Consider the following 22,248-nt stretch of genomic DNA (forward strand, 5'->3'; position numbering starts at 1 on the left):
ACGTCCGGGCCGCCCGCGCCGATGCCGGCCCCGCGCGGCCGTCGCACGCCACGCCCGGACATCCCGCGTACCTGATCTACACGTCCGGCTCGACCGGGCGACCCAAGGGCGTTCCGGTGCCACACCGCGCGCTGGTCAACCAGCTCACCTGGCTGAACCGCGAGCTTCCGCTCGACGCTAACGACCGGGTGCTGCACCAGATCTCGCCGAGCTTCGACCCGTCGCTGCTGGAGATCCTCTGGCCGCTGTCCGCCGGCGCCGCGGTCGTGCTGGCCGAGCCGGACGGCCACCGCGACCCAGCCCGGCTCGCCGCCACGGCACGCGAGCACGGCGTCACCACCCTGCTGGCCGTCTCCTCGCTGCTGCCCGCCCTGCGCGAGGCCGGCCTCGGCGAGCTGCGCGTGCTCAGCGGCGGCGACGCCCTGACCGGCGAGGTCGCCGACCGCTGGTCCGGGCCGCTGTACAACGTCTACGGGCCGACCGAGACGGCCGTGCAGGTGGCCTGGTGGCGGCACGACGGGACGACCGCGAACGGGACCGTCCCCATCGGACACCCGGTGGCCAACACCCGGCTGTACGTGCTGGACCGCTACCTGCGGCCGGCGGACGTGGGCGAGCTCTACGTCGCCGGGGCGCAGCTGGCCCTCGGCTACCACGACCGGCGCGGGCCGACCGCGGAGCGGTTCGTCGCGGACCCGTACGGCGGGCCGGGTGAGCGGATGTACCGGACCGGCGACCTCGTGCGGCGGCTGGACGACGGGGCGCTGGTCTACCTCGGCCGCGCCGACCGGCAGGTGAAGGTCCGCGGCAACCGGGTCGAGCTGGGTGAGATCGAGACCCGTCTCGCGGCACGGCCCGGCGTCACCGCGGCCGCGGCCGCCGTCCACGGCACCCGCCTGGTCGGCTACGTCACGCCGTCCACAGTAGACACCGAGGCGGTGTCGGCGGCGCTGGCCGGGACGCTGCCGGTGGCGCCCGACGCCATCGTCGCGCTGGCGGAGCTGCCGCTGACCCCGAATGGCAAGCTCGACCGCGCCGCGCTGCCGGCCCCGGAGGTTCGCCGCACCGAAACGGGCCCGCGCGACGAGCGCGCCGGCACCCTGTGCGACATCTTCGCCGACGTCCTGCGAATCGACCGAGTCGGTGCGGACGAGGACTTCTTCGCCCTCGGCGGCGACAGCATCCTGTCGATCACCGTGTCGAGCCGGGCCCGCAAGGCCGGCATCGACGTCGGCCCCAAGGACGTCTTCGAGCACCGCACCCCGGCCGCGCTCGCGGCCCTCGCCGCGCCGGCGCCCGCCGTGTCCGCCGGAGACTCCGTCGCCGACACCGACGGCGTCGGCGACGTCACCCTCCTGCCGGTCGTGCACCACCTGCGGGAACGCGGCGGCCCCATCGACCGCTTCACGCTCTCCATGCTGGTCCAGACGCCGGCCGACGCGACGCTGGAGCGGCTCACCGCGACCCTGCAGGCCGTGCTGGACCGGCACGACGGGCTGCGGCTGACGCTGACGAAGATCGCCCCGGTGCTGTGGTCGCTCGAGGCCCAGCCCGCCGCGACCGCCGAGATTCGCCGGGTCGACGTGGCCGGCCGCGACCCGCGGGCCGTCGTCGCGGAGGAGTCCGCCGCCGCGGCGGGCCGGCTCGCGCCCGAGGACGGCACGATGCTGCGGGCCGTCTGGCTCGACGCCGGCGACGAGCCCGGCCGGCTGCTGGTCGTCGCCCATCACCTCGTGGTCGACGGGGTGTCCTGGCGGATCCTGTTCGCCGATCTCGCCACCGCGTGGGCCGGCGGCGAGCTCGACCCGGTGCCCACGTCGCTGCGCCGCTTCACCCGCACGATCGCCGAGCAGGCGCAGGCCCCGCACAGGCTCGCCGAGCTGACCCACTGGACCGAGACGCTCGCCCCGGGCGCGGACCTGCTCCCCGGCGCCCGGCCCGGCCGGGTCGGCGACCTCGCGGCGCACGTCGTCGAGCTGTCCACATCGGACACCGAGGCGATGCTGCGGGCCGGCGAGCCGACCGAGGTGCTGCTCGCCGCGCTGCGCGTCGCGGTCACCCGCTGGCGCGGCAGCGACAACACCGACCTGCTGGTCGACGTCGAGCGGCACGGCCGCGAGGGCGACCTCGACCTGTCCCGGACGGTCGGCTGGCTCACCAGCGTCCAGCCGGTCCGGCTACCGGCGGGCGCGACCACGACCGAGGCGGTCCGCGAGGTGCTGCGTGCCGCGCCGGACAACGGCATCGGGTACGGCATGCTGCGCCACCTCAACGCGCAGTCGGCGCCGCTGCTCGCCCAGCTGTCCACGGCACAGGTGCTGTTCAACTACTTCGGCCGCTTCCCCGTGGGCCGGCACGAGGACTGGGCGCCCGCGCCCGAAGCCGACGCGCTCGCCCTGCTGCCCGACCCGGACATGGGCATGTCGCACGTCCTCGCGCTCGACGCGCTGTGCGCGGAGACTCCCGACGGCCCGCGGCTGCGCGCCACCTGGACGTGGGCCGGGGGGCTCACCGACGAGGACGTCGCGCGCCTCGCCGACGAGTGGCGGGCCGCGCTGGGCGAGCTCGTGGGCGCGCGGTCCCGGCTGCTCGAACAGGTCCGGGCGGTCGCCGGCCGGCCGGTCGAGGAGGTCTGGCCGCTCTCGCCGCTGCAGGAGGGCCTGTTCTTCCACGCGGGCTACGACACCAGCGGGCTCGACGTCTACACCGCCCAGAGCGCGATGGACTTCGCGCGGCGCCTCGACCTCGACGCGCTGCGCAAGGCGTGCGCCACGCTGCTCGCCCGCAACCCGAGCCTGCGCGCCGGCTTCACCAGCGAGAGCGTGGCGAACCCGGTCCAGTTCGTCGCGACCGCGCCCGAGCTGCCCATCGAGGTGGTCGACCTCGCCGGCACCCCGGACGCGCACGAGCGCGCGCGGGAGCTGATGGACGCCGACCGCGCGCGGCGGTTCGACCTCGCCGACCCGCCGCTGTGCCGGATGCTGCTGATCCGCTTCGCCGACGGCACCGACCGGCTCGTCACCAGCCACCACCTGATCCTGTGGGACGGCTGGTCCCAGGGCCGCTTCCTCGACCAGCTGCTCGCGCTCTACGAACGAGCCGGCGACGACCGCGACCTGCCCACCCCCGGGGCCTACCGCGACTACCTGACCTGGTTGTCCACACAGGACACCGCGGCGGCGCGCGAAGCCTGGCGGGACGCGCTGGCCGGACTCGCCGAGCCGACGCTGGTCGGCCGGGCCGAGGTCGCGATGAGCCCGGTGATCCCGCGCCGGCACCTCGTCGAGGTCGACGCCGGGCCGCTGCGGGCCGCCGCGCGCGGTGCCGGAGTCACGCTCAACGCGCTGCTCAATGCGGCGTGGGCACTGGTGCTGGCGAGCACGACCGGGCGGGGCGACGTCGTGTTCGGCACCACGGTCGCCGGCCGCCCACCCGAGGTGCCGAACGTGGAGAGCGCGATTGGCCTCTTCCTCAACACGGTTCCCGTCCGGGTCACCCTCGATCCACACGAGACGGTCGCCGGCCTGCTCCGCCGCCTCCAGGACCAGCGAACCGCGCTGATGCCGCACGAGTACCTCGGGCTGGGTGAGCTGCAGCAGGCGGCCGGCCACGCGCCGCTGTTCGACACGCTGTTCGTGCTGCAGAACTTCGTCGACGCCGAGTCCTTCGCCGAGCTGGGCGAGCAGTACGGGATCACCGACGCGAGCGGCGTGGACGCCACCCACTACCCGCTCACGCTCGTGGTCACGCCCGGCCCGGCGCTGAAGGTCAAGCTCGAGTACCGGCCGGACGTGTTCGACGACGCGGCGGCGGAGTCCTACCTGACCCGGTTCACCACGCTGCTCGACCGCCTCGCGACCGACCCCGGCGCGCTCGTCGGCCGGCTGGACCTGCTGCTGGCGGGTGAGAGCACCCCGCTGGCCGGACCACGGGAGCCGCTGCCCGACCAGACGGTGGCCGACCTGCTCGCCGAGCAGGCCAGGCGGGTGCCCGACGCGTCGGCGCTGGTGTTCGGCGACGTGACGCTGACCTACGCGGAGCTGGACGAGCGGATCAACCGGCTGGCCCGACTGCTGCTCGCGCGCGGCGCCGCGCCGGAGACCGTGGTCGCGCTGGCGCTGCCCCGCTCGGTCGAGATGGTGGTGGCGCTGTTCGCCGTTCTGCGCACCGGCGCCGCGTACCTGCCGCTGGACCTCGACCATCCGACCGACCGGCTGCGCATGATGGTCGACGACACCGGGCCGGTGTGCCTGCTCTCGATGTCCACAGTGGATCCCGCGCTCTCGGCCACCGTTGTGACACTCGACGACCCGGCGGTACTGGCCGAGCTGGACTCCTTGCCGGGCACGGAGATCACCGCCGCGGAGCGGCCGCCGTTCTCGCTCGAGCACCCGGCGTACGTGATCTACACGTCCGGGTCGACGGGCAAGCCGAAGGGCGTGGTGACGCCGTACCGCGGGCTGACCAACATGCAGCTCAACCACCGCGTGGAGATCTTCGAGCCGGCCATCGCCGCGGCCGGCGGGCGGCGGCTGCGGATCGCGCACACCGTGTCGTTCGCCTTCGACATGTCGTGGGAGGAGCTGCTCTGGCTCGTCGAGGGCCACGAGGTGCACGTGTGCGACGAACAGCTGCGCCGCGACGCCGAGGCACTCGTCGCCTACTGCGAGCGGCACCGCATCGACGTCGTCAACGTCACGCCGACCTACGCGCAGCTGCTGTTCGAGGAGGGCCTGCTGGAGGGTCACGTGCCGCCGCTGGTCCTGCTCGGCGGCGAGGCCGTGCCCGACCCGGTGTGGCGCCGGCTGCGCGAGACGGACGGCACCTACGGCTACAACCTGTACGGGCCCACCGAGTACACGATCAACACGCTTGGTGCGTCCACTGTGGACTCCGAGACGCCGACCGTGGGCCGGCCGATCTGGAACACCCGCGGTCACGTGCTCGACACCCGCCTGCGGCCGGTGCCGCCCGGCGCGCCGGGCGAGCTGTACATCGCCGGCATCGGGCTGGCCCGCGGCTACCACGACCGGCTCGGCCTGACCGCCGAGCGGTTCGTCGCGGACCCGTTCGGCGCACCCGGCGAGCGCATGTACCGCACCGGCGACCTGGTGGCGCGGCGGCCGGACGGCAACCTCGACTTCCTCGGCCGCACCGACGACCAGGTGAAGATCCGCGGCTACCGGGTGGAGCTGGGTGAGGTCGAGGCCGTGCTGGCCGCGCACCCGGCCGTCACCCAGGCCGCCGTGCTCGCGCAGGGCGGCCGGCTGGTCGCCTACGTCGTCACCGACGCCGAAGACCTTCGGTCCTACCTGCGAAAGCGGCTGCCGGACTACATGGTGCCGGCCGCGATCGTCGCGGTGGACCACCTGCCGCGGACCGTGAACGGCAAGCTCGACGTCGCGGCGCTGCCGGCCCCGGAGCTCACCACGTCCGGCCGCGAGCCGGCCACCCGCACCGAAGAGGTCCTGTGTGGACTGTTCGCCGAGGTGCTCGGGGTGTCGCGGGTCGGCGTGGACGACGGGTTCTTCGAGCTGGGCGGCCACTCGCTGCTCGCCACCCGGCTGATCAGCCGGGCCCGCACCGCGCTCGACGTCGAGCTGGCCATCCGCGACCTGTTCGAGGCGCCGACCGTGGCCGAGCTGGCCGCCCGAGTCGGCGTGAACGGCGGGACCGGCCGCCCGCCGCTGGTGCCGGTCGAGCGGCCGGCCGAGGTGCCGCTCTCCCCCGCACAGCAACGACTCTGGGTCATCCAACAGTTGGAGAGCCGCGCCGCCTACAACTTCCCGCTCGTGTTCCGGCTGCGCGGACCGCTCGACCTGCCCGCGTGGGAGGCCGCGCTGGCCGACGTGGTGGCCCGGCACGAGGCGCTGCGCACGGTGTTCGTCGAGCGGGACGGCGTGCCGTACCAGCGGATCGTGTCGGACGCGCGGCCCGTGGTGGAGGTCGTCGAGCTGGGCGAGGACACGGTGGCGGACGCCGTGGCGCGGCCGTTCGACCTGGCCACCGAGCTGCCGGTGCGGGTGACCGTCGCCCGCGCCGCCGAGCACGACCACGTGGTGATCGTGCTGCTGCACCACATCACGACCGACGAGTGGTCCGACCGGCCGTTCATGCGTGACCTCGCCGCGGCCTACGCCGCACGGGTGCGGGGCGCGGCGCCGGACTGGGCGCCGCCGCCCGTGCAGTACGCGGACTACACCCTGTGGCAGCGGCAGCTGCTGGGCGACCCGGCCGATCCGGACGGCGTGGCCGGCACGCAGCTCGCCTACTGGCAGCGCACCCTGGACGGCTCGCCGCAGGAGCTGGAGCTGGCGACGGACCGCCCGCGCCCGGCGCGCCCGTCGTTCCGCGGCGGCGAGGAGCTGGTGTCGCTGCCCGACGAGGTCACCGCGGGCCTGCGGGCGCTCGCGAACGAGACCGGCGCGAGCATGTTCATGCTGCTGCACGCGGCGGTCGCCGCGCTGTTGCACCGGCTGGGCGCCGGCGACGACCTCCCGCTCGGTGCGCCGATCGCCGGCCGGGTGGACGGCGCGCTCGACGAGCTGGTCGGCTTCTTCGTCAACACGCTCGTGCTGCGCACCCGGGTGTCGGCCACGGACTCGTTCGCCGGGCTGGTGGCGTCGGTCAAGGAGACCGACCTGGCCGCGTTCTCGCACGCGGACGTGCCGTTCGAGGCCGTCGTCGAGCGGCTCAACCCGACCCGGTCGGCGTCGCGCAACCCGATGTTCCAGGTGATGGTCGGCTACCACGACGTCGGCACCGAGGAGCTGGCGCTGCCGGGCCTGACGGCGGAGCCCGTGCCGTTCGCCAACCGCACGGCCAAGTTCGACCTGGTGTTCAGCTTCGCCGACCACGCCGGCTCCGGGCGGGTCGACTGCCGGCTGGAGTACGCCGCAGACCTGTTCGACGCGGCGACCGCGGCCCTGCTCGGCGACCGGCTGCTGACACTGCTGGCCGCGGTGGTGGCCGACCCGACGGCCCCGCTGTCCGATGTGGACCTGCGAACCGCGGCGGAGCGGCATCAGGTCGTGGTGGGCTTCAACGCCACCGACCGCGACGTGCCCGCCCTGACGATGTCGGAGCTGTTCGCCCGCTGCGTAGCCACGAAGCCGCACGCCGACGCGGTGGTCGACGGGGCCACCACGCTCAGCTACGCGCAGCTCGACGAGCGGGCCGACCGCCTCGCGCACCTGCTGCGCCGGCACGGGGTCGCGGCCGAGGACGTCGTCGGGCTCGCGGTGCCGCGCTCGGCGGACATGGTCGCCGCGGTACTGGCGATCACCCGGCTGGGCGCCGCCTTCCTGCCGCTGGACCTGTCCCATCCCGCGGACCGGCTCGCGTACATGCTGTCCGACGCCGGCGCGCGGCTCGTCGTGACGACCGAGTCGGCCACCGGCAAGGTCCCGGACACCGACGCGGCCCGCCTGGTGCTCGACGCCCCCGGCGTCGCCCTCGACGACGCCACGCCGTTCGGCCCCGGACCGTCCCAACTGGACTCGGCCGCGTACGTGATCTACACGTCCGGCTCGACCGGCCGGCCCAAGGGCGTGGTCGTGCCGCACGAGGGCATCGCCTCGCTGGCGGCGACCGCGATCGACCGGATGCGGCTGCGCGAGGACAGCCGGGTGCTGCAGTACGCCTCGGTGGGCTTCGACGTGGTGGCGTTCGAGCTGACCATGGCGCTGTGCGTCGGCGGCACGCTCGTCCTCGCGCCGGAGGAGGTGCGCACCGCCGGCCGGGAGCTGACCGGGTTCCTGGCCCGCGAGCGGGTGACGCACCTGATCCTGCCGCCGTCGCTGGTGTCGGCGCTGCCCGACGACTGCGAGCTGCCGGCGGGCGCGACGATCCTGGTCGGCACCGAGACCGTGCCGCCGGAGCTGATCCGGCGGTGGGCGGGCCGGCTGAACGTGCTCGCCGCGTACGGCCTGACCGAGGCGACGGTGAACTCCACGCTGTGGCAGGCGGATCCGGAGTGGACGGGCGCGGTGCCGATCGGCGTGCCGGACCCGAACACCCGGGTCTACGTGCTGGACGAGACGCTTCGGCCGGTGCCGCCCGGGGTGGCCGGCGAGCTCTACGTCGCTGGCCGCGGCCTGGCGCGCGGCTACCTCGGCCGCGCGGGGCTGACCGCGTCGCGGTTCGTCGCGGACCCGTTCGGCCGGCCCGGTGCGCGGATGTACCGCACCGGCGACCGGGCGCGCTGGCGGCGCGACGGCATCCTGGACTTCCTCGGCCGGGTCGACGACCAGGTGAAGGTGCGCGGGTTCCGGATCGAGCTCGGCGAGATCGAGGCGACGCTCGGCCGGCACCCGTCCGTGCGGCAGGCCGTGGTGGTGGCCGACCGCTCGGCGTCGCTGACCCGCCTGGTCGGCTATGTCGCGCCGGCCACTGGCATGGTGGACCCGGTGGAGCTGCGGGCGTTCCTGGCGGAGTTCCTGCCCGAGCACATGGTGCCCGCCACGATCGTGCCGCTGGACGGGCCCCTTCCGTTGACGCCCAACGGGAAGCTGGACCGCCGCGCGCTGCCGGCCGTGGACTGGGCCGCGCTCGCCGGCGACGAGCAGCCGGCCACACCCGCGCAACGGCGGCTGGCCCGCGTGTTCGCCGAGGTGTTGGACCTGCCGTCGGTGGGCGTGCACGACGACTTCTTCTCCCTCGGCGGGCACTCGATGGCCGCGATGCGACTGTGCGGCCGGGTCCGCGCCGAGCTGGACGCCGACCTGTCGATCCGGGACGTGTTCGACGCCCCGACCGTCGCCGCCCTCGCCGACCGGCTCGGCAGCTCGACCTCCCGCCCGCCGCTCACCCGCCGCTCGCACGCCGGACCGGTCACCGCGCCCGTGCAGCGCAACCACTCCGGCGGCGTCGACCAGGCCTTCGCGATCCATTGGTCCGATGTGGACTCCGCCGCGCTGTTGGCGGCCGTCGACGACGTGGTGGACCGGCACGAGCCGCTGCGCGACCCGGCGCTGTTCCGTGCTCGCCGGGATGCCGGGGACGCGACGCTCCGGCTGGAGATGAGCTACCGCGCGGTCGACGAGTGGTCAGTGCTGCCGCTGTCGCGGGACCTGAACCGGGCGTACGAGGCGCGCCGTGCCGGCCACGCTCCCGAGTGGACGGACCTGCCGGTCACCTACTCCGACTACGCGGTCTGGGCCACCGAGGTCCTCGCCGAGGTCGGCGACGGTCAGCTGGCGTACTGGCGCTCACGGCTGGCCGACCTGCCCCGGCTCGCCCTGCCGGCGGATCGTCCAGGTCCAGGCGGCGACCACGCCGACTTCGCCGGCTTCGTGCTCGATCCCGCGCTGCACCAACGGATCGACGCGCTCGCGCGGGCGACCGGCACGAGCATGTTCATGGTGCTGCAGGCCGCGCTGGCCCGGCTGCTCACCGACCGGGGCGCGGGGACGGACCTGCCGATCGGCACGCTCGTGGCCGGCCGGACCGAGCCGAAGCTGGCCGAGTTGGTCGGCTGCTTCTTCAACACGGTGGTGCTGCGCACCGACAACTCCGGCGAGCCGGACTTCCGGACCCTGCTCGGGCGGATCCGCGCCGCGAACCTGACCGACCTGGAGCACCAGGACGTCCCGCTCGCCGACCTGCTCGACACCCGCCCGCAGGTGATGCTGGTGCACCACGAGCAGGCCGGCCTACCGGGCGGGATCGCCGCGGTTCCCGTGCGGCGCACGGAGTCCGATCTCACGCTAGCGTTCTACGAGCCACCGGACGGCGAACCGGTGGCCTGCTACCTGCACTACCGCACGGACCTGTTCGACAGCGCCACGGTCGCCGCGCTCGGCCGGGACCTGGTGGCCATCCTGGAGTCGGAGGCATGAGATGACCAACCCGTTCGAGGACCCGGACGGCAGCTACTACGTGCTGGTCAACGACGAGGACCAGCACTCCCTGTGGCCGTCCTTCGCCGAGATCCCGGCCGGCTGGCACACCGCCCACGGCCCCGCGCCACGGGAGGAGTGCCTGTCCTACGTGGAGACCAACTGGACCGACCTGCGCCCCAAGTCCCTGCGTGAGCGCATGCCCTAGGCGGGCACCGCCGCCCCCTGCCGCCGTCCGGCCAGCAGGGCGGCCATCACGACCGCCACCACGGCGCCGAACAGGCTCGCCGCGCCGAGCCGGCCGTCCACCGCGTAGGAGGCCACCGAGGCGGCGAGCACGCCCGCGGCCATGCCGAACGCGTAGATCAGCGCCGGCACCGCCGGTCTGTCCGGCAACAGCGCCGCCACGGCCAGGACCGCGCACAGCAGCAGGTCCGGCACGAGGAACAGGTTGTCCGCCCGCCACGAGTCGTTGAGGAACAGGAACACGAACGTGCCGGCGGAGAGCGCCAGCGCGGCCACCCGGGCCCACATTGTCGTCGTCATGTCTACAGCGTAGACACGACTTGTCCGTTTGTCTACGCCGTAGACGGTGCGGCAGGATGGCGTCATGTCCCGAGCGACGGCACTGACACCGGACCGTATCGCCGAGGCGGCACTGCGGGTGGGCGACAGGGATGGCCCGCCGGCGATGAGCATGCGGCGGATCGCCGCGGAGCTGCGTTGTGACCCGATGGCGCTGTACCGCCACTTCGCCGACCGCGAGGCGCTGCTCGACGCCGTCGCCGACCTCGCGATGGCCGACGTGCCGGAGCCGGACCCGGCAGCCGCGTGGGACGCGCGGCTGCGAGTACTGGTCACCGCGGTCCGCGACGCAGCGCTGCGGCACCCCGGCATCGCCGGGCACGTGGCGTCCCGGCCGCCGCTGGGCGCCCACGGCCGGCGGCTGGGCGCGGTGATGCTGGCCGCGCTGACCGAGGCGGGCCTGCCGCCGGCCAAGGCCGTGCAGTCGATGCAGGCCCTGATCGCCTACGCGGCGGCGGCGCTCGCGATGGCCGTGGCGGCCGGCACCCGGGACGAGCGCTGGCACCAGGTCAGCGAGGTGTTCGCGGCCCTGCCGGGCGCACCGCCCGGCGCGCAGCTCCACGTCGTGGGCTCGGCCGACCAGTTCGCGTTCGGCCTTCGGTTGCTGCTGAACGGGATCCGGGCCGAGGCCGGCCTGATGACGGGCGAGGCCGGCGCTACGCCGGGTGCGCAGTGAGGTAGCCGCCCATCGCGCGGAAGTACTCGGTCGCCGGCAGTTCCGTGCCGTCGTCGAGGCGGACTCGGCGCAGCAGCAGGCCGTGGTTGCGGCCGAAGCGCGCGTCGGCGCCGGCGACGATCACCACGCCGTCGCCCTCCTTGATGAAGATGCGGCCCGGCGTACCGCCGTACCGGCCCGTGGAGACCGACGCCTCGATCACCCGCAGGCGCGTGGATCCGTGGTAGCAGAAGGCGTTCGGGTAAGGATCGGACTGCGCGCGCACCAGCCGCTCCAGGTCCGCGGCCGGCCAGCCGAAGTCGATCCGACTGTCCTCGATGGACCGCTTGTGGAAGAAGCTCGCCTTCGCCGGGTCCTGCGCGGCGAAGTCCCGGCGACCGGCCGCGATCGCGGCCAGGGCGTCGACCACGATCGGGCCGATCAGGTCGACCGTGCGGTGGAAGAGATCGGTCGCGGTGTCCGTCGGGCCGACCGGAACCGCGCGCTGCAACACGATGTCGCCCGCGTCGAGGGTCTCGTTCATCATGTGCGCGGTCACGCCGACCTCCGGCTCCCCGTTGATCAGCGCCCAGATCACCGGCGCGAAACCGGCGTAGGCCGGCAGCAGCGAGTCGTGCACGTTCAGCGTGCCGTACCGGGGCAGCTCGAAGATGTGTGGCGGAATCCACGTCCGCCAGTTGTTCGCCACGATGATGTCCGGGTCGACGTCCTTGCACGCCCGCACCACGTCCTCGTCCGGCCGGTTGCGCACCACCACCGGAACCCCGTTCGCCTCGGCGAGCTCGGCCACCGAGTCGCTCCAGATCGACTCGTACGCGTGCTCGCTCGCCGGGTGCGTGACCGCCAGGACTACCTCGTGCTCGGAGGACAACAGGGCCTCGAGCGTGCGGTATCCCCAGGTCTGATACCCGAACAGGACCACGCGCATGTAAATCACTCTCCCATCACTGGACCTTGGTGAAGCGAGCCTATCCTTAGTGATTGCGTTTAGGTTAGGCTTACCTCGCTGCCAGGTCGAGGGAAGGAAACGGATGCCGGCGAACCAGGTGTACGACGTGGTCGGAGTGGGGTTCGGACCGTCGAACCTGGCCCTGGCGATCGCCATGGCCGAGTCCCGCGAGGAGGTCACCGGGCTGTTCCTGGAGCGGCAGGCGGACTTCGGCTGGCACCGCGGCATGCTCATCGAGGACGCGACGATGCAGGTGTCGTTCCTCAAGGACCTCGTCACCATGCGGAACCCCACCAGCGAGTTCAGCTTTCTGTCCTATTTGCACAGTGCGGACCGGTTGGTGGACTTCATCAACCAGAAGTCGCTGTTCCCGCTGCGCGTGGAGTTCCACGACTACCTGGAGTGGGTGGCGGCGCGGCTCGCACACACCGTGCGTTACGGCCACGAGGTCATCGCGGTCGAGCCGGTGACCGAGGACGACGTGGTCACCTCGTTCGACGTGACCGCCCGGCACGGCGCCGACACCACGACCTACCGGGCGCGCAACCTCGTGTTCGGCGTGGGCCTCGAACCGCACCTACCCGACGGCGCAACGCTCTCCGGCCGCGTGTGGCACAACAAGGACCTGCTCGCTCGGGTCGAGCAGCTCGACGAGGCGCCCCGCCGGTTCGCGGTCGTCGGCGCCGGGCAGAGCGCCGCCGAGGTCACCAAGTTCCTGCACGACCGGTTCCCGCAGGCCGAGGTGTGCGGGGTGTTCTCGCGCTACGGCTACAGCCCGTCGGACGACTCGCCGTTCGCCAACCGGGTGTTCGACCCCGAGGCGGTGGACCAGTTCTACACCGCGCCGGAGCACGTCAAGGAGATGATCCTCGACTACCACGCCAACACGAACTACTCGGTCGTGGACACCGACCTGATCGAGGAGCTGTACCGGCGCACCTACCAGGAGAAGGTGCTCGGCACGCCCCGGTTGCGGCTGTTCAACGTCTCCCGGGTGGCCGAGGCGGTCGAGACCGGCGACGGCGTGCGCGCGACTGTCGAGTCGCTCACCACGCACGAGAAGACCGTGCTGGACTGCGACGTCGTCGTCTACGCCACCGGCTACCGGCCCGCCGACCCGCTGCGGCTGCTCGGCGAGCTCGGCGCGCAGTGCCGGCGCGACGAACGCGACCGGCCGGTCGTGACCCGCGACTACCGCGTCGACACCGACACGGAGCTGCGCGCCGGGCTGTACCTGCAGGGCAGCACCGAGCACACGCACGGGATCTCCTCCTCGCTGTTGTCCACGACCGCCGTGCGCGCCGGACAGATCCTGCAGTCGATCACCACCCGGCGGGACGCCCCGCTCGCCCACAGCGGCTGGCGGCAGCCATGACGGTCACGCCCTACGCGCTGTTCCGCGCCGCGGTGGTGCGGACGAGCCAGGTCACCCCGCACCTGCGCCGGATCACGTTCGCCGGGCCGGACCTCGCCGGGATCGTCAGTGCCGGGCTGGACCAGCGGATCAAGCTGTTCTTCCCGCTGGCCGGCCAGGACGAGCCGGTCGTACCCGAGGGCGAGAACTGGTACACCGAGTTCCGCGCGCTGCCCGACGACGTGCGGCCGGCCATGCGCACCTACACCGTCCGCGACTTCCGCCCGGGCGAGCTCGAGCTGGACGTCGACGTCGTGCTGCACGGCGACACCGGGCCCGGCTCGAGCTGGGCCGGCCGCGCGAGTGCCGGTGACCGGATGGCGATCCTCGCGCCGGACGCCCGGCACACCCCGATCGTCGGCTACGAGTTCAAGCAGCCGGCCGACACCGCGTGGACGCTCGTCGCCGGCGACGAGACCGCGCTGCCGGCGATCACCGCGATCGTCGAGTCGCTGCCGGCCGGGGCGCGTGTGCTGGCGTTCGTCGAGGTCGACTCGCTCGCGGAGATCACCCCGATGTCCTCGGCCGCGGACGTGTCGCTGACCTGGCTGTCCCGGGCGGGCAAGCCGGCGGTGGGCGGCGGCCTGCTGCGCGAGGCGATCGAGCGCACGACGTTCCCGGACGGGAAGCCCTACGCGTGGCTGGCCGGCGAGTCCAGCGCGATCACCGACCTGCGGCGGCACCTGGTGAACGCGCGCGGCATCGACAAGGAGCTCGTGTACTTCTCGGGTTACTGGCTGCTCGGCAGCGCGATCGAGTAAGCATTGGGGCGTGTACGACTACGCGACCCAGTACTCGAGCCTGCGCTTCGCCGACCTCGGCGACGGGATCCTCGAGGTAGCCATGTCCGCGCCCGGCCGGCTCAACGCCGTCGGCCACCAGGGGCACCGCGAGCTAGCCGGCGTCTGGCAGACGATCGACCAGGACCCGGACGTGCGGGTGGCGATCATCCGCGGCGAGGACGGGGTGTTCTCCTCCGGCGGGGACCTCGACCTGGTCAGCGACATGTCGCGGGACTTCGAGGTGCGCATCCGGGTGCTGCGCGAGGCACGCGACCTCGTCTACAACGTGATCAACTGCGCCAAGCCGATCGTGTCGGCGATGGAGGGCCCGGCGGTGGGCGCGGGCCTGGTGGCGGGCCTGCTCGCGGACGTGTCGATCGCCGCGCGGGACGCCCGGATCATCGACGGGCACACCAAGCTCGGCGTGGCGGCCGGCGACCACGCGGCGATCGTGTGGCCGCTGCTGTGCGGCATGGCGAAGGCCAAGTACCACCTGCTGACCTGCGAGCCGCTGTCCGGCGAGGAGGCCGAACGGATCGGCCTGGTGTCGCTGTGCGTCGACCAGGCCGAGCTGCACGACACGGCCCGGAAGGTGGCCCGCCGGCTGGCGGCGGGCTCGCAGTCGGCGATCCGGTTCACCAAGTACGCGCTGAACAACTGGCTGCGCCAGGCGGGGCCGATCTTCGACGCGTCGCTGGGCCTGGAGTTCCTCGGCTTCTCCGGCCCGGACGTCACCGAGGGCGTCGCGGCCATCCGGGGCAAGCGGCGGCCCGAGTTCACCGGCCCGGCGTCGGAGTAGCCCGAATCGTCACTGCGTGAACCCGAGCGTTCACGGATATGAGTCTTGCGACTAGATGTAGCACACCTGCTATCGTTTGTTGGACACATTCGATGGGAGGTGGACCGTGGCCGTGGTGGAGGCGGACGCACCGGCGCGCGATGTGCGCCAGGTGAGGGAGGACGTCGTACTCGAGGTCAGCGACCTGCGGATGCGGTACGGCAGCACGGACGTGCTGACCGGGGTGAACTTCGTGGCGCGACCCGGCGAGGTGGTGGCGCTGCTGGGACCGAACGGCGCCGGCAAGACGACCACGATCGAGATCCTGGAGGGGTTCCGGATGCGCTCGGCCGGCCACGTCGCCGTGCTGGGGACGGATCCGGCCCACGGGAACGAGGACTGGCGCGCGCGGCTGGGCGTGGTGCTGCAGTCGTGGCGCGACCACGGGCGCTGGCGGGTGCGCGAGCTGCTCGAGCATCTGGGGCTGTACTACGCGCCGTACTCCACGGACCGGATCCGCCGGCCGTGGGACCCCGACGAGCTGGTCGAGGTCGTCGGGCTCACCGCACACGCCGACAAGAAGATCAACCGGCTGTCCGGCGGCCAGCGGCGCCGGCTGGACGTGGCGATCGGCATCGTGGGTCGCCCGGAGGTGCTGTTCCTCGACGAGCCGACCGCGGGCTTCGACCCCGAAGCGCGCCGGGAGTTCCACGACCTGGTGCACCGGCTGGCCGACGAGAACACGACGATCCTGCTCACCACGCACGACCTGGACGAGGCGGAGAAGCTCGCCGACCGGATCCTGATCCTGGCCGGCGGCACGATCATCGCGGACGGCTCGGCCGACGAGCTCGCGCGACGGATGTCCACCGAGGCCGAGGTCAAGTGGACAGTCGACGACCAGCGGTTCGTGCACTCGACGCTGGACGCGACCGGGTTCGTGCGCGAGCTGTTCCGCAAGCACGACACGGCGATCACGGACCTCGAGGTGCGCCGGGCGAGCCTCGAGGACGTCTACATGGAGATGGTCCGGCAGTTCGAGTCGGGCCGCGCCGAGACGGCGGTCCGCGAGTTCGAGGAGGTGACCCGGTGAGCCCCACGATGGCCGCCGCGCGCGCCGGGATCCGGCGCGGCCGGATCGAGCTGCGGCAGACCTTCACCAACGCCCAGGACCTGTGGAACTACATCTTCCCCACGCTGATCTTCCTCGTCGTGCTGTTCTTCATGAAGGGCGCGGCGGTGCCCGGCACGAACTTCAACCTCGGCGCGCGCACGCTGCCCAGTCTGCTCGGCATGAGCGTCGCGTTCAGCGGCCTGGTCACGCTGATGATGGCGCTGGCGCTGGAGCGCGAGGACGGCACGCTGCTGCGCGCCAAGGCCGTGCCGAACGGGATGCTCGGCTACCTGATCGGCAAGCTCGTCGTGATCGCCGGGATGACGCTGGCCAGCATGGCGATCATCCTCGTCCCGAGCTCGATCATGCTCGACGGCCTGGCGCTGACGAGCCTTACGGCCTGGCTCACGCTGCTGTGGGTCATGGTGCTAGGCCTGTTCGCCACGCTGCCGCTCGGCGCGATCGCCGGGTCGCTGTTCTCGAACCCACGCAACACCGGCGTGATCATGATGCCGGTGATGGGGCTGGTCGCGATCTCGGGCATCTTCTACCCGATCTCGAGCTTCCCGGAGTGGCTGCAGGGCGCCGCGCAGGTGTTCCCGATCTACTGGCTCGGCCTGGGCATGCGCTCGGCGATGCTGCCGCCGGAGCTCGCCGCGGTGGAGATCGGCGAGTCGTGGCGGCACCTGGAGATGATCGGCGTGCTGGGCGCCTGGGCGATCGCCGGTCTGGTCGTGGCCCCTATCGTGCTGCGCAGGATGGCCCGGCGGGAGTCGGGTTCGAGCGTCGCGGAGCGGCGCGAGAAGGCGTTGCAGCGGACGATGTGAGCGGTTCCTGATGAGTGAGACGATCTTCAACCGGATCGCGGTCCTACGGGTCGAGCGGGGGGTCTCGCGCCGGCAGCTCGCGGATGCGCTCGGCGTTCACTACCAGACGATCGGGTATCTGGAGCGTGGCGAGTACAGCCCCTCGTTGTACCTCGCCCTGCGGATCGCCGAGTACTTCGGGGTAGCGGTCGGGGTGGTCTTCTCCACCTCGCCGTTCCCCCGAATCGGTGACTCCGAGCAGTCGGCTTGACGGCGGGGGTAGCGCTTTTCGTCGGTCGGGTCCCCATAATGGCTGACATGGCGGAGAGCAGCGTGGCTACCGACACCGGGGCCGTGTCCACCGGCAGCGTCGCCTTCGGCAGCGTGCCGACCGAGCTGGGCGACGTGCTCGCGGCGGTTACCGCCGACGGGCTCGTCGCCACCGCGTTCACCGACTCGCCGCACATCCGCGCGGCGATCGCATCGCGGCTGAGACTGGCGGACGCCGAGGACTCGGCGCCCGCTGCCGCGGTGCTCGGTCAGTTACGGGACTACTTCCGCGGCAAGCGCCGCAGCTTCGACGTGGCGGTCGACTGGCGGCTGATGTCCAAGGCGCAGCGGCGGGTGCTCAGCACGCTGTACGAGACCGTGCCGTACGGGCGGGTCGTGACCTACGGCGAGCTGGCCGCGCGCAGCGGCTCGGAGATCCCGCCACGCGGTATCGGTTCGATCATGGGCAGCAACCCGATTCCCATCGTCGTGCCATGTCACCGGGTCGTCGCCGGGGACGGGCTCGGCGGGTTCAGCGGCGGCACGGGCGTGGAGTCCAAGCGCCGGCTGCTGACCCTCGAGGGCTACCTGCCGCCGGGTCTCTGGTAGCTCTGGTAGCCGCTCGCGCGGATGCGATACTTGTTCGTGCCGATGCGGCACGAATTCGGGGAGAGTCGATGGCTGTGTCCCGGCCGGTGGTCAGCCGGCGGCGGGAGGTCGGCAGCGGCAGCGCGCGCTCGCTGCTGACGACCGTGCTCGGCGAGTTCGTGCTGCCGAACGCCCAGCCGGTGTGGACGGCCACGCTCGTCGACGTGCTCGCGTTGTTCGGCGTCGAGGAGAAGGCCGCGCGCCAGGCGCTGGCCCGGACCGCGGCCGAGGGTTGGCTGCGCTCGGACCGGGTCGGCCGGCGGGTGCGCTGGAGCCTGACCCGCCCCGGTCGGCGGCTGCTGGCCGAGGGTGCGGAACGGATCTACGGCTTCGGCAGCGGCGGACGCCCGTGGGACGGCCGGTGGCTGGTGCTGCTGGTGTCCGTGCCGGAGACGATGCGCGACCTGCGGCACAAGCTGCGAACTCGGCTCAGCTGGGCGGGTTTCGGCTCGCCGACGGCCGGGGTGTGGATCACCCCGCACCCGGCCGCGGAGTCCGACGCGAAGCGCATCCTGGACGAGCTGGCCCTGTCCGGCCAGGCGATGTCCTTTCTGGCGAACTACGGTGCGCTGGGTCAGGAGCGCCAGATGGTGACGAGTGCGTGGAACCTCACCGAGGTGGCCGAGCACTACGACGCCTTCATCGACGAGTTCGCCTCGTTGACGCCCGACACGCCCGACGCGATCCTGCGCGCGCAGGCCCTGCTCGTGCACGAGTGGCGGCGCTTCCCGTTCCTGGACCCGCAGCTGCCGACCGACCTGCTCCCCCCGAAGTGGAGCGGCACCACGGCAACGGCGCTGTTCAACGACAAGCACGTCTGCTGGCGCACCCCGGCACAGCAACGCTGGTCCGAACTAGCCGCCCAGTAGCCACGTTGCGGGCGTCCATTAACAAGCGCGGCCGCACAACGTGGACCGTCGCGCGCGGCCGGGGCTGGCGGGCCAGTGCCAGCCCCGGCCGTCCCCCTCGTCAGGCGGCCTCGTCGTTTCTTGGTTCGGTTGTCAGTGGGCCCTTCTCGCTCTCCTCCTGTTCGATGGCCTCACGTTCGGCCAGGCGGGCCAGCTTGGCCCGCTGTCGCGCGACGAGGCCGTGTCGGCGGCGTGCCTCGAACTCCGCGCGGGCGGTTCGGCGTCGGGTCGGGTTCGGCATGTCGCGCACTCTGCCACGGGGGTACGACAAGATCGGCTCGGCGACGGCGCCCGGCCCTAGGCTCGACCGCATGCGCCACCTCCTCGCGGCCGCCCTCCTGCTCACCGCCGCCGCGTGCGCGAGCGAGCCCGAACCCGACGGCGACGGCTGGCGGGACAAGTCGAGCGCCCCTTCCGCGCGAACCGAGGTGGCCGCGGGGGTGCTCGACGCGAAGATCTGGGTCGCCGGCGGTCTGACCGAGGCCGGCGCCGCCACCGAGGTCGCCATCTACGACCCCGCCGCCGACTCCTGGGCCGCCGGTCCGGACCTCCCCGAACCGCGCCACCACACCGGAGCCGCCGGCGACGGCGAGCGCCTCTGGGTCGTCGGCGGCTACACGGACACCCACGAGCCGACCGACACCGTCTGGACGATCGAGGACGGCGCCTGGACCGACGGCCCGGAACTCCCCGAACCCCGCGCCGCCGGCGCCCTCGCCTGGGACGGCCAACGCCTGGTCTACGCCGGCGGTGTCGGCCCGAACGGGCTCGCCGGCGACGTCTTCGAGCTGCGGGACGACCGGTGGCGACGCATCGGCGTGCTCGGCACGCCCCGCGAGCACCTCGCCGCCGCATCCGACGGCGACGGCACCACCTGGTTCCTCGCCGGCCGCAAGGGCGGGCTCGACACGAACGTCACCGACGTCGACGTCGTCACCGGCGACCGTGTCCGCAAGGCCGGCGACGTGCCGACCGCGCGCGGCGGCGTCGCCGGCTTCCATGCGCCCGGCCGCGGCGGCTGCGTGGTCGGCGGTGAGGCGCCCGACGGCACGTTCGACCAGGTCGAGTGCGTCGACGCGGACGGCAAGGTCTCGACGCTGCCCGCGCTGGACCACCGCCGGCACGGGCTCGGCGCCGCGGTCGTCGACGGGGTGGCGTACACGTTGCTCGGCGGCCCGACGCCCGGCCTCTCGGTCGCCGACGTGGTCGAGGCGCTGCCTCTGTAAACGGCGCTGTAAATCCGTTGGACGGCCGGCGGTCGGTGTGGTTGGGTCTGCGCCACGCCCACGAAGCGAGAGGAGGTGAGCGCGATGTCCACCGAGTCGATCATGCGCTCCCACCCCGCCGCTCGGGCGTTCGCGCGGGGCTAGAGCGCGCGAACTCCTAAGGAATCACGATGACCGATCTGGTCGTACGCCCGCTCACCGCGGGCGAGGAGAACCTGTTCCTGTCCCTGCACGAGCCGGCGCTGGTCGGCGTCCAGTCGATGGGCCGCGACTACCGCGAGCTCACCGAAAGGCGTGAGTACCGTCCCGAGTGGACATGGCTGGCGCTGCGCGGCGACCGGCCCGTGGCACGCGCCGCGTGGTGGGGCGCTCCCGACGACGACGCACCGAAGGCCCTGGACTGGCTGGACTTCCGCGACGACGAGTCCGACGCGGCTGTCGAGGTGTTGCGCAAGGCCGGGTTCGACACGGACTACTGCCTGGTCCTCCCGCCGGCCTGGCGGGAGGATCCGGAGACGCGGCGGGCCGGCGAGGCGCGGATCGAGGTCGCCGAACGAGCCGGCATGCGCCGGTTCGTCGAACGGCTGCGGTACGCGTGGACGCCGGCCGACGGCCTGCCCGAGCGACCCGGCCGGCTGCGCTTCGAGCCGGAGCCGGACGACGAGGTGATCACCGACGTCCTACGCCGGGTGGCCCACGGGTCGCTCGACGCCCACGACCGGCGCTCGATGGCCAAGGGTGGTCCGGAGGAGGCCGCCCGGGAGCAGCTGGAGTTCCTGCACTGGCTGCCGTCGCCACGCGAGTGGTGGCGGCTGGCGTACACAGTGGACGGTGAGCTGGTGGGTCTGACGGTGCCGGGCAACAACTACAACAGCCACACGATCGGCCTGGTCGCGGTGGTGCCCGAACAGCGCGGCAACCGGTACGCCTACGACCTGCTGGTCGAGGCCACCCACCTCCTGCGCGACGAGGGCGCGGACCAGGTCACCGCCGAGACGGACATGACGAACACCCCGATGGCGGCGACGTTCGCCCGCGCCGGCTACCCGATCACGCAGGAAAGGGTTTACCTGAAGTGACCGACCCGCTCGCCGCCGCACGGTACTCGCGGCTGACGTGGAACACCCCGCTCTCCGAGGAGCACGCCACACTGCTGCTCGACCGACTCGACCCGGCCGGCCGGATCGTCGATCTCGGCTGCGGCTGGGGTGAGCTGCTCCTGCGGGCGGCGGCCCGTGGCGGCACCGGGACCGGGGTGGACACCGACGCGGACGCGCTGAACCGTGGGCGGCGAGCGGCGGCCGAGCGCGGGCTGCCCGTCGAGTTCGTCGAGCAACCGGCCGCGACGTGGCGCGGCACCGCCGATCGGGCGCTGTGCGTCGGCTCGTCGCACGCGTTCGGCGGCACGCGGGAGATGCTGTCCCGGCTCGCGGAGATCGTGCCGCATGGCCAGGTGCTGGTCGGCGACGGCTGCTGGCCCGCCCCGCCGACCCCGGCCGCCCACGCGATCTTCGGCGACGACGTCCTGCCGCTCGCCGATCTGGCCGCGGCAAGCCGCGACGCCGGCTGGCAGGTGTTGCACCTGGACACCGCCGGCCAGCGGGAGTGGGACGACTTCGAGTCCCGCCACCGCGCCGGCCAGCGGGAGTGGTTGCTGGCCAACCCCGACGATCCCCACGCGACCGAGGTCCGCGAACGCCACGCGGCCCGGGAACACGAGTACCTGACGGCGTACCGCGGGGTGCTGGGCTTCGCCTACCTCGTCCTGGCCCGCTAGGCGCCAAGGGTGACGCACGTCACATTGCACCGCGATGTCGAATCCGCCGAGCGTCGTCCGACGGGGTGGTGACCGGCTGGAGCGACCAGACCGGGAGAAACAGGGAGTGGCAATGCGATTTCTGATGATGCACCGGCTCGACGAGACCCGGCCCGAGGCGTGGAACCCCAGCCAGGAGTTCATCGAGAAGATGGGCGCCTTCATCCAGGAGGCGGTCGACAGCGGTGTCCTGATCACCGCGGAGGGCGTGCACCCGTCGGTGAAGGGCTCGCTGGTCCGCCGGGCCGGCCGCAAGGTGACGGTGACCGACGGTCCGTTCACCGAGACCAAGGAGGTCATCGGCGGGTTCGCGCTCATCAACGCGAAGGATCGCGCGGAGGCCGTCGCGTTCGCGGCCAGCTACGCCGAGCTGTTCGACGAGGTCGAGGTCGAGGTGCGGCAGGTCGTGGAGTTCGACGAGATCCCCGGCTGAGCCG

General features: G+C 72.8%; 18 protein-coding genes. 15 read left to right on the plus strand and 3 right to left on the minus strand.

Annotated elements, in window-relative coordinates:
- Positions 1-9,839: amino acid adenylation domain-containing protein (locus ACRDSK_RS11070; protein ID WP_431440112.1), on the plus strand; the 9,839-nt coding region annotated here is incomplete at its 5' end.
- 1 nt (position 9,840) lies between these two features.
- Complete coding sequence (locus ACRDSK_RS11075; RefSeq protein ID WP_431440114.1) at positions 9,841-10,047, plus strand: MbtH family protein; 207 nt, start codon at positions 9,841-9,843, stop codon at positions 10,045-10,047.
- Here the strand turns inward: ACRDSK_RS11075 and ACRDSK_RS11080 are convergent.
- Positions 10,044-10,385, minus strand: a complete 342-nt coding sequence (locus ACRDSK_RS11080; protein ID WP_431440116.1) for a hypothetical protein — start codon at positions 10,383-10,385, stop codon at positions 10,044-10,046. The two genes, ACRDSK_RS11075 and ACRDSK_RS11080, sit on opposite strands and share 4 nt — an antisense overlap.
- Positions 10,386-10,449: 64 nt before the next feature.
- On the opposite strand from ACRDSK_RS11080, the gene ACRDSK_RS11085 reads away from it, so the two are divergent.
- Complete coding sequence (locus tag ACRDSK_RS11085) at positions 10,450-11,100, plus strand: TetR/AcrR family transcriptional regulator (protein WP_431440118.1); 651 nt, start codon at positions 10,450-10,452, stop codon at positions 11,098-11,100.
- On the opposite strand, the gene ACRDSK_RS11090 is transcribed toward ACRDSK_RS11085, so the two are convergent.
- Positions 11,081-12,028: a methionyl-tRNA formyltransferase gene (locus tag ACRDSK_RS11090; RefSeq protein WP_431440119.1), complete on the minus strand. Its 948-nt coding sequence runs from the start codon at positions 12,026-12,028 to the stop codon at positions 11,081-11,083. The genes ACRDSK_RS11085 and ACRDSK_RS11090 overlap by 20 nt on opposite strands.
- Before the next feature lie 103 nt (positions 12,029-12,131).
- Here ACRDSK_RS11090 and ACRDSK_RS11095 point away from each other — a divergent pair, with 103 nt between their 5' ends.
- The 8 genes from ACRDSK_RS11095 to ACRDSK_RS11130 all read left to right on the plus strand — a co-directional run bounded on the left by ACRDSK_RS11095 (position 12,132) and on the right by ACRDSK_RS11130 (position 18,730).
- Entirely contained in the window at positions 12,132-13,424 is a 1,293-nt protein-coding gene (locus ACRDSK_RS11095; protein ID WP_431440121.1) for a lysine N(6)-hydroxylase/L-ornithine N(5)-oxygenase family protein, read from the plus strand.
- Positions 13,421-14,224 carry a siderophore-interacting protein gene (locus tag ACRDSK_RS11100; RefSeq protein ID WP_431440123.1) on the plus strand — a complete coding sequence of 268 codons (804 nt, stop codon included), beginning with the start codon at positions 13,421-13,423 and terminating at the stop codon, positions 14,222-14,224. Before ACRDSK_RS11095 ends, ACRDSK_RS11100 begins: the two co-directional genes overlap by 4 nt.
- Positions 14,225-14,234: 10 nt before the next feature.
- Positions 14,235-15,044 carry an enoyl-CoA hydratase/isomerase family protein gene (locus ACRDSK_RS11105; RefSeq protein WP_431440125.1) on the plus strand — a complete coding sequence of 270 codons (810 nt, stop codon included), beginning with the start codon at positions 14,235-14,237 and terminating at the stop codon, positions 15,042-15,044.
- 190 nt (positions 15,045-15,234) lie between these two features.
- Complete coding sequence (locus ACRDSK_RS11110; protein WP_431440162.1) at positions 15,235-16,116, plus strand: ABC transporter ATP-binding protein; 882 nt, start codon at positions 15,235-15,237, stop codon at positions 16,114-16,116.
- Positions 16,113-16,964, plus strand: a complete 852-nt coding sequence (locus ACRDSK_RS11115; protein ID WP_431440126.1) for an ABC transporter permease — start codon at positions 16,113-16,115, stop codon at positions 16,962-16,964. Before ACRDSK_RS11110 ends, ACRDSK_RS11115 begins: the two co-directional genes overlap by 4 nt.
- 10 nt (positions 16,965-16,974) lie before the next feature.
- Positions 16,975-17,214: a helix-turn-helix transcriptional regulator gene (locus tag ACRDSK_RS11120; protein WP_431440127.1), complete on the plus strand. Its 240-nt coding sequence runs from the start codon at positions 16,975-16,977 to the stop codon at positions 17,212-17,214.
- 47 nt (positions 17,215-17,261) lie between these two features.
- On the plus strand, positions 17,262-17,822 hold the full coding sequence (locus ACRDSK_RS11125; RefSeq protein WP_431440129.1) for a methylated-DNA--[protein]-cysteine S-methyltransferase: 561 nt from the start codon (positions 17,262-17,264) through the stop codon (positions 17,820-17,822).
- 68 nt (positions 17,823-17,890) lie between these two features.
- Entirely contained in the window at positions 17,891-18,730 is an 840-nt protein-coding gene (locus ACRDSK_RS11130; protein ID WP_431440130.1) for a PaaX family transcriptional regulator, read from the plus strand.
- 100 nt (positions 18,731-18,830) lie between these two features.
- Here ACRDSK_RS11130 and ACRDSK_RS11135 read toward each other — a convergent pair whose 3' ends face one another.
- Entirely contained in the window at positions 18,831-19,010 is a 180-nt protein-coding gene (locus ACRDSK_RS11135) for a hypothetical protein (protein ID WP_431440131.1), read from the minus strand.
- A 70-nt stretch (positions 19,011-19,080) separates the two neighbouring features.
- Between ACRDSK_RS11135 and ACRDSK_RS11140 the strand changes: the two genes are divergently transcribed.
- The 4 genes from ACRDSK_RS11140 (at position 19,081) to ACRDSK_RS11155 (ending at position 22,244) form a co-directional block, all read left to right on the plus strand.
- Positions 19,081-19,995 (plus strand): Kelch repeat-containing protein, encoded by a 915-nt coding sequence (locus tag ACRDSK_RS11140; RefSeq protein ID WP_431440133.1) that lies wholly within the window; start codon positions 19,081-19,083, stop codon positions 19,993-19,995.
- Positions 19,996-20,165: 170 nt separating this feature from the next.
- Entirely contained in the window at positions 20,166-21,074 is a 909-nt protein-coding gene (locus ACRDSK_RS11145) for a GNAT family N-acetyltransferase (protein WP_431440135.1), read from the plus strand.
- A complete protein-coding gene (locus ACRDSK_RS11150) occupies positions 21,071-21,772 on the plus strand; it encodes an SAM-dependent methyltransferase (RefSeq protein WP_431440136.1) in 702 nt (233 codons plus the stop codon). Before ACRDSK_RS11145 ends, ACRDSK_RS11150 begins: the two co-directional genes overlap by 4 nt.
- Positions 21,773-21,884: 112 nt before the next feature.
- On the plus strand, positions 21,885-22,244 hold the full coding sequence (locus ACRDSK_RS11155) for a YciI family protein (protein ID WP_431440138.1): 360 nt from the start codon (positions 21,885-21,887) through the stop codon (positions 22,242-22,244).
- Positions 22,245-22,248: the final 4 nt, after the last annotated feature.

The organism is Actinophytocola sp., from assembly GCF_050699915.1.
GTDB lineage: Bacteria > Actinomycetota > Actinomycetes > Mycobacteriales > Pseudonocardiaceae > Actinophytocola.